This window comes from Microbacterium sp. AC026 (assembly GCF_979258475.1).
Genome location: NZ_OZ409857.1, coordinates 2,789,501 through 2,803,393 on the forward strand (window position 1 = coordinate 2,789,501; position 13,893 = coordinate 2,803,393).

The 13,893-nt window shown below is 71.5% G+C and carries 10 protein-coding genes and 2 pseudogenes; 5 read left to right on the plus strand and 7 right to left on the minus strand.

Annotated elements, in window-relative coordinates; all coding sequences use genetic code 11:
* The first annotated feature begins 289 nt into the window (after positions 1–289).
* From ACZZ93_RS13980 to ACZZ93_RS13995, 4 genes and pseudogenes are all read left to right on the plus strand, one after another.
* On the plus strand, positions 290–1,048 hold the full coding sequence (locus ACZZ93_RS13980; RefSeq protein WP_463511351.1) for a sugar phosphate isomerase/epimerase family protein: 759 nt from the start codon (positions 290–292) through the stop codon (positions 1,046–1,048).
* 71 nt (positions 1,049–1,119) lie between these two features.
* Positions 1,120–2,100: pseudogene (locus ACZZ93_RS13985) on the plus strand (LacI family DNA-binding transcriptional regulator); the annotation flags it as partial.
* A gap of 73 nt (positions 2,101–2,173) precedes the next feature.
* Positions 2,174–2,347: pseudogene (locus ACZZ93_RS13990) on the plus strand (glycerate kinase); the annotation flags it as partial.
* Between the two features lie 137 nt (positions 2,348–2,484).
* The gene (locus ACZZ93_RS13995; protein WP_463511753.1) at positions 2,485–3,273 is read left to right on the plus strand and encodes a glycerate kinase; all 789 of its coding nucleotides are present in this window, start codon (positions 2,485–2,487) and stop codon (positions 3,271–3,273) included.
* Between the two features lie 589 nt (positions 3,274–3,862).
* Here ACZZ93_RS13995 and pgm read toward each other — a convergent pair.
* Positions 3,863–5,506 carry a phosphoglucomutase (alpha-D-glucose-1,6-bisphosphate-dependent) gene (gene pgm, locus ACZZ93_RS14000; RefSeq protein WP_320490665.1) on the minus strand — a complete coding sequence of 548 codons (1,644 nt, stop codon included), beginning with the start codon at positions 5,504–5,506 and terminating at the stop codon, positions 3,863–3,865.
* A gap of 62 nt (positions 5,507–5,568) precedes the next feature.
* Here pgm and pheA point away from each other — a divergent pair, with 62 nt between their 5' ends.
* Entirely contained in the window at positions 5,569–6,519 is a 951-nt protein-coding gene (pheA, locus tag ACZZ93_RS14005; RefSeq protein ID WP_053097750.1) for a prephenate dehydratase, read from the plus strand.
* 15 nt (positions 6,520–6,534) lie between these two features.
* On the opposite strand, the gene ACZZ93_RS14010 is transcribed toward pheA, so the two are convergent.
* From ACZZ93_RS14010 to ACZZ93_RS14035, 6 genes are all read right to left on the minus strand, one after another.
* On the minus strand, positions 6,535–8,601 hold the full coding sequence (locus ACZZ93_RS14010; protein WP_463511352.1) for a molybdopterin oxidoreductase family protein: 2,067 nt from the start codon (positions 8,599–8,601) through the stop codon (positions 6,535–6,537).
* Positions 8,598–10,142, minus strand: coding sequence for an FAD-dependent oxidoreductase (locus ACZZ93_RS14015; RefSeq protein ID WP_463511353.1), 1,545 nt, complete (start codon positions 10,140–10,142; stop codon positions 8,598–8,600). Before ACZZ93_RS14015 ends, ACZZ93_RS14010 begins: the two co-directional genes overlap by 4 nt.
* A 2-nt stretch (positions 10,143–10,144) precedes the next feature.
* Positions 10,145–11,536, minus strand: coding sequence for an MFS transporter (locus ACZZ93_RS14020; RefSeq protein ID WP_295102002.1), 1,392 nt, complete (start codon positions 11,534–11,536; stop codon positions 10,145–10,147).
* A 125-nt stretch (positions 11,537–11,661) separates the two neighbouring features.
* On the minus strand, positions 11,662–11,946 hold the full coding sequence (locus ACZZ93_RS14025; RefSeq protein WP_463511354.1) for a DUF6457 domain-containing protein: 285 nt from the start codon (positions 11,944–11,946) through the stop codon (positions 11,662–11,664).
* Positions 11,943–12,653, minus strand: coding sequence for a molybdenum cofactor guanylyltransferase (mobA, locus tag ACZZ93_RS14030; protein ID WP_463511355.1), 711 nt, complete (start codon positions 12,651–12,653; stop codon positions 11,943–11,945). The genes ACZZ93_RS14025 and mobA overlap by 4 nt, the downstream gene beginning before the upstream one ends.
* Positions 12,650–13,882 carry a molybdopterin molybdotransferase MoeA gene (locus ACZZ93_RS14035; RefSeq protein WP_463511356.1) on the minus strand — a complete coding sequence of 411 codons (1,233 nt, stop codon included), beginning with the start codon at positions 13,880–13,882 and terminating at the stop codon, positions 12,650–12,652. The genes mobA and ACZZ93_RS14035 overlap by 4 nt, the downstream gene beginning before the upstream one ends.
* Positions 13,883–13,893: the final 11 nt, after the last annotated feature.

Here is a 13,893-nt window from a genome sequence, read left to right on the forward strand (position 1 = left end):
ACGGGAACGTCCGCCGGCACCGGACCGTTCGCCGGAGCACCTGCAGGACCCGAGCACGGATGCAGGGCCGTGGCACCGTTTCTGTCCTGCATCCGTGCCTGGGTCCTGCAGACGGGACGGGGTGCGGCGGACTTCTCGTCGGACCGGGCGGGACCGGACCGGAAAAGACCGGACGTACAGAAGGCCGCCGAAGACCGGATCACCACCCGGGAACCGCCCACCTGTACGCGGCGGTCGCGCACGGCGCAAGCCCCGAGACACCCCGCCGAACGATTGAGAGGATGACGTCATGACGAAGATCCGCCCAGGACTCTGCTCGGTGACCTTCCGGTCGCTGAGCGCCGAACAGGTGGTCGACCTCGCCGCCGACGCCCGACTCGAGGTCATCGAGTGGGGAGCCGATTCGCACGTGCTGCCCGGCGACGTCGAGCAGGCCGCGAGGGTGGCGACGCTCACGACGGATGCCGGGCTCGTCGCGTGCTCCTACGGCTCGTACTTCCGTGCCGGTGCCGACGAGCCGATCACCCCCGTGCTCGACACCGCCGAGGCGCTCGGTGTCGATCGCGTGCGCGTCTGGGCTGGGCCGATCGGGTCCGACGAGGCGTCGCCGCAGGACTGGGCGTCGACGATCGCCCGACTGCAGGATGCTGTCGATGAGGCCGCCGCCCGGGGAATCTCGCTCGCGCTCGAGTTCCACTCCGGGACGCTCGCCGACACCGCCCGGACGACGCTGCGGGTGCTCGACGAGGTGGCTCGGCCGACGCTCAGCTCGTACTGGCAGCCGACGGTCGGTGCCACGGTCGATGCGGTGCTCGACGAGTACCGCGCGGTCGCCGACCGGGTCAGCGCCGCGCACGTGTTCTCGTGGTGGCCGGATCACGAGAGGCTTCCGCTGCGGGCGAGGGATGCCCTGTGGACCCGCTTCTTCGCGGAGGCGCTGTCCGCGACGACTCCGCCCCGCGATGCGCTGCTCGAGTTCGTACCCGGCGATGATCCGACGCTGCTGCGTGGCGAGGCGGCGACGCTGCGCGCCTACCTCTCCCTCTGAGCCATGCGCCCCCGCAGCCCGGTCGCCGGACCCTCCCCGGCATCGCCCTCACCGCGCAGTATGCTCAGGGCATGAGTCAGCAGGAAAGCCCTTCCCGCGTGCGTCAGCCGCGGCATTCGCGGGGCGCGGCCCCGACCCTGCACGACGTCGCCCGTGAGGCCGGGGTCTCGCTCGCCACGGCATCCCGTGTTCTCAACGGATCCGAGCGCAAGGTGGCCGAGTCCTTCCGCGAGCGCGTCGAGCAGGCGGCCGCCGAACTGGGCTACACGGCGAACGCATCGGCGCAGGCGACCGCCCGAGGAAGTTCGCCCGTCATCGCACTCCTGGTCGCCGACATCGCCGACCCCTACTTCGGACTCATCGCGGCCGGTGTCGCCCGCGGAGCCGACGAACAGGGCCTGGTCGTGACGATCGCGATCACCGAGCGAGATCCGGCACGCGAGGCGCGCATCGTGCGGGCCCTGCGTGGGCAGCGACCCCAGGGCCTGATCCTCGCCGCATCGCGCACGAACGAGCCGACGGACTCCGACACCTCACGCGAGCTCGCGGAGTACGCCCGCTTCGGTGGACGCGTGGTCACGTTCGGCGCCGGCAGCGCAGACAACCGCCACGTCGAGATCGACAACCGCGCCGGCGCCGAAGCGCTCGGTCGCCGCATGGCGTCTCTCGGATACCGCTCCGCCATCGCGATCGGTGCGGCCGAGGGAGTGCTGACGTCGGACGAGCGTCTCGCCGGATTCCGCGCCGGCTTCGAGACCGACGGCGGGGCGATCGAGCGGGTGATCCGCGGCGACTTCCGCCGCGAATCGGGTGCGCAGGCGATGACGGCGGCCCTCGCCGACGGCGTCGAACCCGGCACCCTCGTGTTCGGCATGAGCGACGTGGTCGCGATCGGAGCGATGGCGGCGATCCGCGAGGCCGGTCGTGAGGTCGGCGCCGACATCGCGGTCTGCGGCTTCGATGACGTGCCCTCGAGCAGCGATGTCACCCCGGCCCTCACCACCGTGCGCGTGCCGCTCAGTGAGGTCGGATATCAGGCCTTCCGTGCGACGGTCGACGCCGACTGGCAGCAGGCTCCGCTTCCGCTCGAGGTCATCGTGCGGGCGAGCACCCCGGACTCACCCGATGACCCGCGTGGTGCTGGCGCCGGACAGCTTCAAGGGCACGATCACCGCGGCGGATGCGGCGGCATCCCTCGCCGAAGGCTGGTCATCGGTCGAGCCGACCGCGACGTTCGTGCACCGCCCCATGGCTGACGGCGGCGAGGGCACCGTCGCCGCGTTCGAGGCGGCCGTGCCGGGAGCGCGACGCATGCCGGTCGTCGTCGACGGACCCGCGGGGCTGCCGCTGGAGACGAGCTGGCTGCTGCTTCCCGTCTCGGGGGATTCTCCCGGGGGACCGCCGTCGTCGACCTCGCCTCGACCTCGGGTATCGAACTGCTCGACGAACTGCGTCCGTGGGATGCCGACACCACCGGATTCGGTCAGGCGATCGCCGCAGCCCTCGACCACGGCGTCACGCGACTGGTCGTCGGCATCGGGTCGAGCGCGTCGACCGACGGCGGCACCGGGATGCTGACCGCCCTCGGTGCGCGATTCCTCGATGCCGCCGGTGAGCCGGTCGCGCGAGGAGCCCGCGGTCTCGCCGACATCGCCTCCGTCGACCTGAGCGGTCTGCGCACGGCGCCGCGGGTGCGCGTGCTCACCGACGTCACGAATCCCCTCGTCGGCCCGCGGGGCGCCGCAGCCGTGTTCGGACCGCAGAAGGGTCTCGTCGGCCCGGAGCTCGACGAGGTGGATGCCGGACTAGCGGGCCTCGCCGAACTGCTCGGCCTCGACTCCGCACTTCCGGGCACCGGAGCCGCCGGTGGCACGGGCGGTGCGCTGGTCGCCTGGGGTGCGACGCTCGCCCCGGGCGCTGCCGAGGTGGCGGACCTGATCGGCCTCGCCGACGCGATCGCCGACGCCGACTATGTCATCACAGGCGAGGGGTCGTACGACGGTCAGTCCGGAGACGGCAAGGTGCCCTCGTTCATCGCCGGCCTCGCGTCGACGACCGGTGCGACCGCCCTGCTCGCCGCCGGACGCATCACGGCCGACTCCGACACCGCGCTGTTCACGGCATCCGCGTCGCTCACCGAGATCGCCGGATCGTCGGATGCCGCGCTCGCCGACCCCGCCCGCTGGTTGCGCGAGGCCGGAGCACTGCTCGCCCGCTCGGTCTGACGTATCGCCTCCGCGCGTCGGCCCACGGTGGGGTTCGCTGGTGCGCAGCATCCGTCCGCATTCGTCCGCATTCTTCCGCCCGGGTTGCCCCCGCCCCCCGCAGCATCCGCCCGCCAGCCAGTCGGGACCACTTTCGCAGCGGGCTCGCCAGTCGGGGCCACTTTCGCATCGGGGTCGGCCGTTTCGGGTGCGTAATTGACCCCGCACACGCAGGGGGCGAGCACGAGGGCCGGAAGGCAACTCCGTCCGCCAGTCGGGGCCACTTTCGCATCGGGATCAGCCGTTTCGGGTGCGTAATTGACCACGCACACGCAGGGGCGGCGAGATAGGGGACGTGAGGGCATCTCCGTCCGCCAGTCGGGGTCAGTTTCGCATCGCGGACGCCAGCCGGGGCCACGTTCGCACCGGGATCTGCCGTTTCGGTTGCGTTATTGGCCCCGCACGCACACGGAGAGGATGCCGTGGGGCAGTCCGCCCCCGGATCCGCCACGCGGGCGTTCCGCCACGAAAGAGTTCCGGTCCCGGATGCACTTCTGCCCCCACACGGGCGACGTGCGGGGGCAGAAGAACAGCCCGAAGGACGCGGGGATCAGCCCCCGAGGGCGGCGGACACCACGGCTCGCGCCTCGGCCTGCACCTCGGCGAGGTGCTCCGGGCCGCGCAGGCTCTCGGCGTACAGCTTGTAGACGTCTTCCGTGCCCGAGGGGCGGGCGGCGAACCAGGCGTGCTCGGTCTGCACCTTGAGGCCGCCGATCGCCGCACCGTTGCCGGGAGCGTGCGACAGCTTGGCGGTGATGTCCTCACCCGCGAGGGTCGTCGCCGAGACGGCATCCGGAGCGAGCTTGCCCAGCGTCGCCTTCTGTGCGGGCGTCGCCGGGGCGTCGACGCGCTGGTAGGCCGACGAGCCGAAGGCCTGCTCCAGCTCGGCATACCGCTCCGACGGCGTCTTGCCGGTGACCGCGATGATCTCGGCCGCGAGCAGGCACAGCAGGATGCCGTCCTTGTCGGTCGACCAGACGGTGCCGTCCTTGCGGAGGAACGATGCTCCGGCCGACTCCTCGCCGCCGAACGCGACCGAGCCGTCGAGCAGACCGGGCACGAACCACTTGAAGCCCACCGGCACCTCGAGGAGGCGGCGTCCGAGCGATTCGGCCACCCGGTCGATGATCATCGAAGAGACGAGGGTCTTGCCGATCGCGGCGTCGCGCGGCCACTCGGAGCGGTGCGAGAACAGGTAGTCGATCGCGACCGCGAGGTAGTGGTTCGGGTTCATGAGCCCGGCATCGGGGGTGACGATGCCGTGGCGGTCAGCATCCGCGTCATTGCCGGTCAGCACGTCGTAGTCGCCCTTCTTGGCGACGAGCGAGGCCATGGCCGACGGGGAGGACGGATCCATGCGGATCTTCTCGTCCCAGTCGAGTGTCATGAAGCGCCAGGTCGGGTCGACCTCGGGGTTCACGACGGTCAGGTCGAGGTCGTAGACCTCCTTGATGAGCGCCCAGTACTCGACGGATGCGCCACCGAGCGGGTCGGCGCCGATGCGCACGCCGGCGGTGCGGATGGCGTCGATGTCGATGATCGTCGCCAGGTCGCGCACGTAGGCGTCACGGAAGTCGTACCCCGGAAGCGCGTCCCAGTCGATGTCGGCGAACCGCTCGCGCTTGACGTCGACGAGACCGCCGGCGATCAGCTCGTTGGCGCGGTCGGCGATCCAGCCGGTCGCGTCGGTGTCGGCCGGTCCACCGTGCGGCGGGTTGTACTTGAAGCCGCCGTCGCGGGGCGGGTTGTGCGACGGGGTGACGACGATGCCGTCGGCGCGGCCGGCGGCATCCGGCGCGAGGTCGCGGTTGAAGGTGAGGATCGCGTGGCTGAGCGCGGGCGTCGGCACCCAGGCGTCGCGCGAGTCGACGCGGACGTCGACGCCGTTGGCCACGAGCACCTCGATGGCGCTGCGCTCGGCGGGCAGCGAGAGCGCGTGGGTGTCGCGGCCGAGGAACAGGGGACCGGTGATCCCCTGGCTCGCGCGGTAGTCGACGATCGCCTGGGTGGTCGCCAGGATGTGGTTCTCGTTGAAGCTCTTGGTCAGCGACGACCCGCGGTGACCGCTGGTGCCGAACGCGACCCGCTCGGCGGCGACCCCGGGGTCGGGCACGCGGTCGTAGTAAGCGGCGATCAGCTCGTCGACATCGATCAGATCAGATTCCTCGGCAGGGAGGCCGGCGCGGCTCGTCATGCAGACAGTCTGCCCCCATCTCGGCATCCGCGCATCTTCTGGGCGTGTGCCGGTGCCCTAAGGTGAAACGCGTGACTGAACGCCGCACCTACAGCTATCTCGGCCCCGCCGGAACATTCACCGAAGCGGCGCTCGAACAGGTCGCTGAAGCACGGGGTCAGGACTGGCGTGCCGTGCACAACGTCGGAGAAGCCCTCGCGGATGTGCTCGAGGGTCGCAGCGACGCCGCGATGATCGCGATCGAGAACTCGATCGAGGGCGGCGTCTCGACCACGCAGGATGCGCTCGCTACTCTGCCTGGCCTCCGGATCATCGGCGAGTACCTCGTGCCGGTGAACTTCGTGCTCGTGGCGCCTCGGGGCACGACCCTGGCGGACATCAGCGTGATCGCCGCTCACCCTGTCGCCTACGCTCAGTGCCACGGCTGGCTCGGGGAGCACCTCCCCAGGCACTCGCATGTGCCCGCGGCGAGCAACGTCGCGTCGGCGATCGGCATGCTCGACGGCGGTCTTCCCGCCCAGGCGGCCATCGCCGCCCCGGGCGTCGTGAAGCACCTCGACGTCGACGTGCTGGCCGAGGACATCGGCGACAACGCCCAGGCCGTCACCCGCTTCGTGCTCGTGACCCGCACCACCACGGCCCCGGCGCCGACCGGGGCCGACAAGACCTCGCTGATCGTCGAGCTGCCGAACGATCACCCCGGATCCCTCCTCGAGATGCTCGAGCAGTTCTCGACCCGCGGCATCAACCTCTCGCTGATCCAGTCGCGTCCGATCGGCGACGAGCTCGGCCGCTACCGGTTCGTGATCGACGCCGACGGCCACATCGAGCACGAGCGCATGGCCGACGCCCTGCTCGGCATCCGCCGTTTCAGCCCGCGCGTGGTGTTCCTCGGGTCGTACCCGAGAGCCGACCGGCAGATCGTGCAGTACCCCGAGCGCTACTCCGACGACATCTTCGTCGAGGCGCGCGACTGGCTGCGCGGCATCCTCAGCGGCGAGCCGGACGACTGAGCGCCGCCTCCACGATCAGACCGCGCGGAGCTCGACCAGAGCCCGCTTGAACTCGGGCATGGCCGAGTGCGGATCGACCCGGTCGTCGGTGAGCAGATTGGCGCTCTCGGCATCCGCGTAGTGGAACGGCAGGAACACCGTGTCGGGCCTGATGTCGTGCGTCAGCTCGGCCCGCGCCCGCAGGGTGCCGCGGGAGTTCGAGAGACGGATGCCGTCGCCCTCGCCGATCCCATGACGACGCGCGGTAGCGGGGTGCAGCTGCGCGACGAGATCGGGCCGCTTCTCGGTGAGCTCGGGGATGCGGCGGGTCTGCGCTCCGCTCTGGTACTGCTCGAGCAGGCGCCCGGTGATCAGGGTGAGCCGGTCGGCGCTCGCCGTCTGATGCTCCCGAGCCCGCACGGCGACGAGCTTCGCGCGACCGTCGGCGTGCGCGAAGCGGTCGGCGAACAGTCGAGGGGTGCCGAGGCTCCCGATCGGGAAGGGCCAGTGCGCCTCGATGCCGAGGTCGAGCAGTTCGTGGCTGAGGCCGGAGTAGTCGGCGCGGCCGCCGGCGGAGGCGCGGGCCAGTTCGCCGAACACCTCCGACGGCACGAGGCTCCAGGTGCCGGGGGCGTCGAGGCGGCGGGCGAGCTCGGCCATGATCCACAGCTCGCTGCGGGCGCCGGCGGGGGCGTCGACCGCTCGGCGGCGACGCAGCACCCGGCCCTCGAGGTTGGTCATCGTGCCCTCCTCCTCGGCCCACTGCAGCACGGGGAGCACGATGTCGGCGGCCCTCGCGGTCTCCGAGAGGAAGAAGTCCGAGACGACGAGCAGATCGAGCCGGCCCAGGGCCTCGCGCACGGTCGAGACGTTCGGCGCCGACACGAACACGTTCGAGCCGTGCACGAGCAGCGCTCGTACGCCGCCCGGGAGCCCGGCGCTCTGCAGCAGCTCGACCGCCGGGATGCCGGGCCCGGGAAGGTCGTCGGGGCCGACGCCCCACACGGCCGCCACCGAGCCGCGGGCGGCCGGGTCGCTGATCGACTGGTATCCCGGAAGCTGGTCGGCTTTCTGTCCGTGCTCGCGTCCGCCCTGGCCGTTGCCCTGCCCGGTCAGCGTGCCGTAGCCGCACCCCGGTGTCCCCGGAAGACCCAGGAGCAGTGCGAGGTTGATGGCGGCCGTCGCGGTGTCGGTGCCGTCGACATGCTGCTCGACGCCACGGCCGGTGAGGATGTAGGTCGAGTCGGAGTCCGCCAGTCTGCGTGCCAGATCGCGGATGCTGCGCGCCGGCACCCCGGTGACGGTCTCGGCACGCTCGGGCCACCACGCCGACACCGACTGGCGGAGGGCGTCGAAGCCCGATGTGCGCTGGCGCACATAGCCGTCGTCGTAGAGCTCCTCGGCGATCACGACATGGATCACTGCGAGCAGCAGCGCGAGATCGGTGCCGGGCACCGGCTGCACGTGGATGCCGGCGCCGTCGGCGCTCAGTCGTGCCGTCGAGCTGCGGCGAGGATCGACGACGATGAGACCGCCGCGGGCCCTGGCGCCCTGCAGATGCGAGACGAACGGCGGCATGGTGTCGCCGACGTTCGATCCCAGCAGCAGCACCGTCTCGGCGGTGTCGAGGTCGGTCAGCGGGAACGGCAGGCCGCGGTCGATTCCGAAGGAGCGGTTGGCGGCGGCCGCAGCGGATGACATGCAGAAGCGGCCGTTGTAGTCGATGCGCGACGTGCGCAGTGCGATGCGGGCGAACTTGCCCAACTGGTACGCCTTCTCGTTCGTGAGCCCGCCGCCGCCGAAGACGCCGACCGCATCGGGGCCGTCCTCCTCGGCGATCAGACGCAGCCGCGCGGCGATCAGATCGAGAGTCACGTCCCAGTCCGCCGGGTGCAGTTCGCCGTCGGTCCCGCGCACCAGGGGAGTGGTGAGGCGACCGGCGTCGGCGAGCAGCTCGGCCGAGGTCCACCCCTTCTTGCACAGCCCGCCGCGGTTCGTCGGGAAGTCGCGTCCGGCGACGGCGACCGGCAGCGGTGCGCCCACGGTCGGGGTCAGCGTCATCGCGCACTGCAGCGCGCAGTAGGGGCAGTGGGTGTCGGTCATGCGACGGCCCCCGCGTGGGCGTGCAGCATCTCGGTGATGCGGGCGCGGCATCCTCCGCATCCGGTGCCGGCGCGGGTGCACTCGCCGACCGCAGCCACCGACGAGCAGCCGTCGTCGATCGCGTCCTCGATCTGGCCGACGGTGACGGCGTTGCAGATGCAGAGGGTCGCGTCACGACCGGCCGGTGCGATCGCGTCGGCGTCAGGATCATCGAGACGCAGCAGCAGCGAGCGGTCGGCGGGCAGTTCGCCGCCGCGCAGGTACAGCACGCTCAGTTCGGCCGCGGCCCGCGGCATCCCGACCGCCACGAATCCGGTGAGGATGCCGTCGCGCGTCGCCATCTTCACGTAGGTGCCGTGCTCGGGGTCGGCCCAGACGGCGATGCCGGGGGCATCCTCACCGGCCGGGACAGGGGCGAAGGGGTCGGCCGAGACGTCGCCCGCGGATGCGATGTCGACCAGCTCGCCCTTGAGCACGACGACGCCGGGGTGCTCGTCGGCGAACTCGCCCGGGTGGTCGTCGGCACTGTCGAGCTCGGCGGCGATGGCCGCGGCGAGCCAGCTCGCCTGACGCCAGCCGGGGCCGACGAGGCCGTGCGGTCCGCCCGGCACCTGGCGGTCGTGCAGGAACTCGGCGGGGTCGGCGATGTGGGCGCAGTCCCCGATCGCATGGATGCGCGGATCCGACCACGAGCGCAGTGCGCCGTCGACGAGCACGCCGTTGCCGACGCGGAGTCCCGCGGCCTCGGCGAGCTCGGTGCGCGCCCTGACGCCGCACGACAGCACGAGCAGATCGCCCTCGATGCGCTTGCCGTCGGAGCTCGCGAGTGCACGGAACCGGCGGATGCCGTCGTCGCCCTCGACCCCGATCACACCCTCGGCACGGGTGTGCGGCACCAGCGTGACGCCGGCCGAGGCGAGAGCGGTCGAGAGGATGCTCGCCGACCCCCGGTCGAGTTGGCGGGGCATCGGCATCGGACCGAAGTGGGCCACGGAGGGCACGGCGCCGGCGTCAGCGAGCAGCATGGCGAGCTCGATCCCCAGCACGCCGGCTCCGAGCACCACGACCCGGCCGCCGCGTGCGACCACGGCGCGCACCTGCTCGGCATCCGACAGATCGCGGAGCACGCAGACCCCCGAGGTCAGGCTGCTGTCGAGGCCGGTGGTGTCCGGACCGAGCGTCTCGAGGCCTTCGAGCGACGGGACGATCGATCGCGCGCCGGTCGCGAGCACCAGGCGGTCATACCCGACGGTCGATCCGTCGACCAGCTCGACGACCCGCGCATCCCGATTGATCCGCACCGCTCGCGCCCCCAGCCGCAGATCCACACCGGTGAGGCTCGCGGCAGTGGCGAGAGTGAGCTCGTCGGACGAGGCCTCGCCCACGGCGTATTCCGCGAGCAGCACCCGGTTGTACGGATCCGCCGTCTCGGCGCCCAGCACGGTGACCGTCGCCCGACCGCCTGCCACGAGCGGCAGGAGCTCTTCGGCGAAGCGGATGCCGACAGGCCCCGCGCCGATCACGACGATGCGCTCGGTCATGGTCAGATCCGGTGTCCGGCGAGCGAGGGCCGAGGCATCAGATAGACGAAGACCGTGATGAGGAGCAGCACGATGTAGGCGGCGACGAATCCGCCGAATGCCGGAGCGTACGATCCTGTGCCGCTCTTCGCCGCCGCGAGCACCTGCGGGATCACGAATCCGCCGTAGGCGCCGATGGCCGAGATCAGCCCCAGGGCGGCCGCACCCTTGCGCTGCGTGCTGACCGCGAGCGCGTCGCCCGCGGTCGCGGCACCGCGTGCGGCGAAGACGTTGGGGATCATCCGGTAGGTCGCGCCGTTGCCCACGCCGGCCGCCACGAACAGCAGCAGGAAGCATCCGAGGAAGAGCGCGAAGCTGTTCGCCTCGAGAGTGACGAGCAGCGACAGGGCGCCGACGATCATGAGCGAGAACGCGGCGATCGTCATCCGTGCTCCGCCGAAGCGGTCGGCGAGCTTTCCTCCGTAGGGGCGGGCGAGCGAGCCGACGAGGGCCCCGAGGAACGCCAGCGACAGCGAGGCGCTGCCGATCTGGAACGTCGAGAACTCGGGGAAGGTGTCGGCGATGAGCTTCGGGAAGACGCTGGAGAAGCCGATGAACGATCCGAACGTGCCGATGTACAGCAGCGACAGCACCCACAGGTGCGGTTCGCGCAGTGCGGCGGCGGCCCCGGCGAAGTCCGCCTTGGCCGACGACAGGTTGTCCATGTGGCGCCATGCTCCCCACACGGCCACGAGGATCAGCGGCACCCACATCCAGCCGGCGAACGACAGGCTGAAGGTCGACGCGGCGGTGATCGACACGACGATCGGCACCGCGAGCTGGGCGACCGAGGTGCCGAGGTTGCCGCCGGCGGCGTTGAGCCCGAGCGCCCAGCCCTTCTCCTTCTGCGGGAAGAAGTAGGTGATGTTCGCCATGGAGCTGGCGAAGTTGCCGCCGCCGAAGCCGGCGAGAGCCGCGACGGCGAGCAGCACGCCGAACGGCGTCTCGGGATCCTGCACGACGATGCCGAGCAGGATGGCGGGGATCAGCAGCAGCAGCGCCGAGACGATGGTCCAGTTGCGTCCGCCGAAGCGGGCGACGAGGAACGTGTACGGGAACCGCAGCGTCGCGCCGACGAGGCTCGGCAGCGAGATCAGCCAGAACGACTCGGTGGTGCTCAGAGTGAACCCGGCGGCGGGGAGCAGCACGACGACGATGCTCCAGAGCTGCCAGATGATGAACCCGAGGAACTCGGCGAAGATCGACCAGCCGAGGTTGCGGCGGGCGATCGCCTTGCCCTCGGTGGCCCAGAAGGCCGAATCCTCGGGGTTCCAGCCGTCGATCCACCGGCCGGGGCGGCGCGTGAGGGTCACGGCGGGGGTGTCGACGCTGCTTCTTCCGGTGATCTGGGACATCGCGGCTCCTGCGTTCGAGAGGTGAATGCTCTGAACGTAGGCGGCGGATGTTGCAGGGCCGCACGAGTGCGATTACCGGACGATTACTTCTCGATCACATCGGCGAGGTGGGCGATGAGAGAACTTCAGGAATCCTGTTCGTCGGCGCGCCATTCCCCGGCCAGCTCGGTGATGGTGGCGAACGCCGCAGCGGTGTCCTCGCGGCTGCCGCCCGCGCGACCTGCGGCGAGGCCGGCGAGGTAGGCGCTGAGCGGTGCGGCCGGGCGGGCGACGCCGTGCGCGACATCCCGGGCGAGATCCAGGAGCAGGGCGACATCGACGGACTCGCGATCGATCCCGAGCGCGCTGCAGACCGCCGTGGTCCAGTCGTCCAGGGCTTCGACCGGAAGGTGTTGCGGCTTGTCGGTCATGTCGTCTCCTCGTCTGGTGCTCCGTCGCGCGGGGGCATCGGTGCCGCGGCGCGGGCCCGTTCGAGATCGTCCCACGTGTCGACATCCGTCGCCAGGTCTCCCGCCGGAATCGCGCTGATGCGCAGGCGCGCCAGCAGCGATCGCAACGACGCGTCGCGGCCGCCGTCGGGGAGAGCCGCGGCGGCGGATCGCAGGGCATCGGTGCGGTAGCGGCCGACGAGCCACTGCATGCGTCCCGACGCGTCGATCAGGCAGACGCCGTCGATGCCGTGCGCGCCATCCGTGCTGGGGGCGTCGTCATCGCCGCCCTTGCCGTCGGCGTCGGCGGAGAGGGGCGGATGCCGGCGCAGCAGCGCCACGGCGCCTTCGGCGTTCGGCAGGTCGGCCGCCAGCACCAGGACGTCGGCGGTGTCGACGAGAGCGAGGCCTGCGGCGATGCCGGCGACCGGTCCGCCGAACTCCGGGGTCTCCCGGGTCCATACGACGCGAACACGGGTCGGCGCCGGCGGACCAACGACCACGATGGGGTCGCAGCCGTCGACGGCGGCGATGGCGCGGTCGAGCAGGGTGCGGCCGCCGACCTCGAGCAACGGCTTGGCAGTCCCGTCGAGTCGTGAGGCCCGCCCGCCGGCGAGGATGATCGCGGCAGTCGGCCCGGACGCCGGTGTCGCGGCGTCCGGTGTCTCGGTCGTGCGCGTCCCGGTCACGAGAGCAGCATCACATCGACCAGGTCGCCTGCTGCGACGGCCGATATGTCGGCGGGCACGACGGCATAGGCATCCGCCCTGGCGAGTCCTGCCGCCAGATGCGCGCCCGACGACCCGTCGGCGGCCGCCGGGCGCACCGACCAGGCGGCCGGGTCGGATCGGTCGAGGGCGACGGGCACGTACTGCTGTCGTCCCACCGGGCTGCGCCACGCTGCGGTGCTGGCGAGGCGGAGCATCGGGCGCTGCAGTGCTGCGCGACCCTGGAGAGCGAGCAGCGCCGGCCGCACGAAGGCCTCGAACGACGCGGCGACGCTCGCCGGATTGCCGGGCAGTCCGAACACCAGCGCGTCGCCAAGGCGCCCGAAGGCCTGAGGCCTGCCCGGCTGCATGGCGACCGCCACGAACTCGATGCGATCGCGCAGCACGTTCTTCACGACCTCGTGGGCTCCGGCGCTGACTCCGCCGGACGTGACCACGACATCGACCCGCGCATCGACGAGCGCGCGATCGAGGAGTGCGGTGAAGGCAGCATCCTCGTCTGTCACCGTGTCGACCGAGACGACGTCGGCGCCCGTCTCCGCGCACAGCGCGGCGAGCAGCACCGAGTTCGACTCGGGGATCTGCCCGCGGGCGAGGCCGGCGCCGGGGTCGGCGAGCTCGCTGCCGGTCGAGATGACCGCGACGCGAGGACGACGATGCACCGGCACAGTGTCGATGCCGGTGGCCGCGATGGCCGTGAGCTGGAGCGGGCCGAGGGTGGTGCCCGCTGTCGCGACGACGGCTCCGGCGCGCAGCTCCTCGCCGCGGCGGCGGATGTTGGCACCCGCGCGAGTCGGCGCAGTGACCACGATCGCAGGCGCATCCCACGCCTGCAGGCCGTCGCGGGTGTGCTCGAAGGGCACGACGACGGTCGCCGTGTGCGGCACAGGCGCGCCGGTCATGATGCGTGCGGCCCGTCCCTCACGCAGCTCGGGTTCGTCGGCCGACCCCGCCGGGAGGTCGGCGACCACCGCGAGCTCGACGGGGTGCACGGCCGTGGCCGACTCGACGTCGGTGAACAGGACCGCGTATCCGTCCATCGCCGAGTTGTCGAACAGCGGCACATCGACCCGAGCGTGCACGGTCGCGGCGAGGATGCGGCCCGCCGCCTGCGCGAGCGGCACCGATTCGGCATCCAGCGGTCGGGTGGCGGCGATCACCTTCGCCCGCTGCTCCTCGACCGTCAGCATGCCGGAGGAGC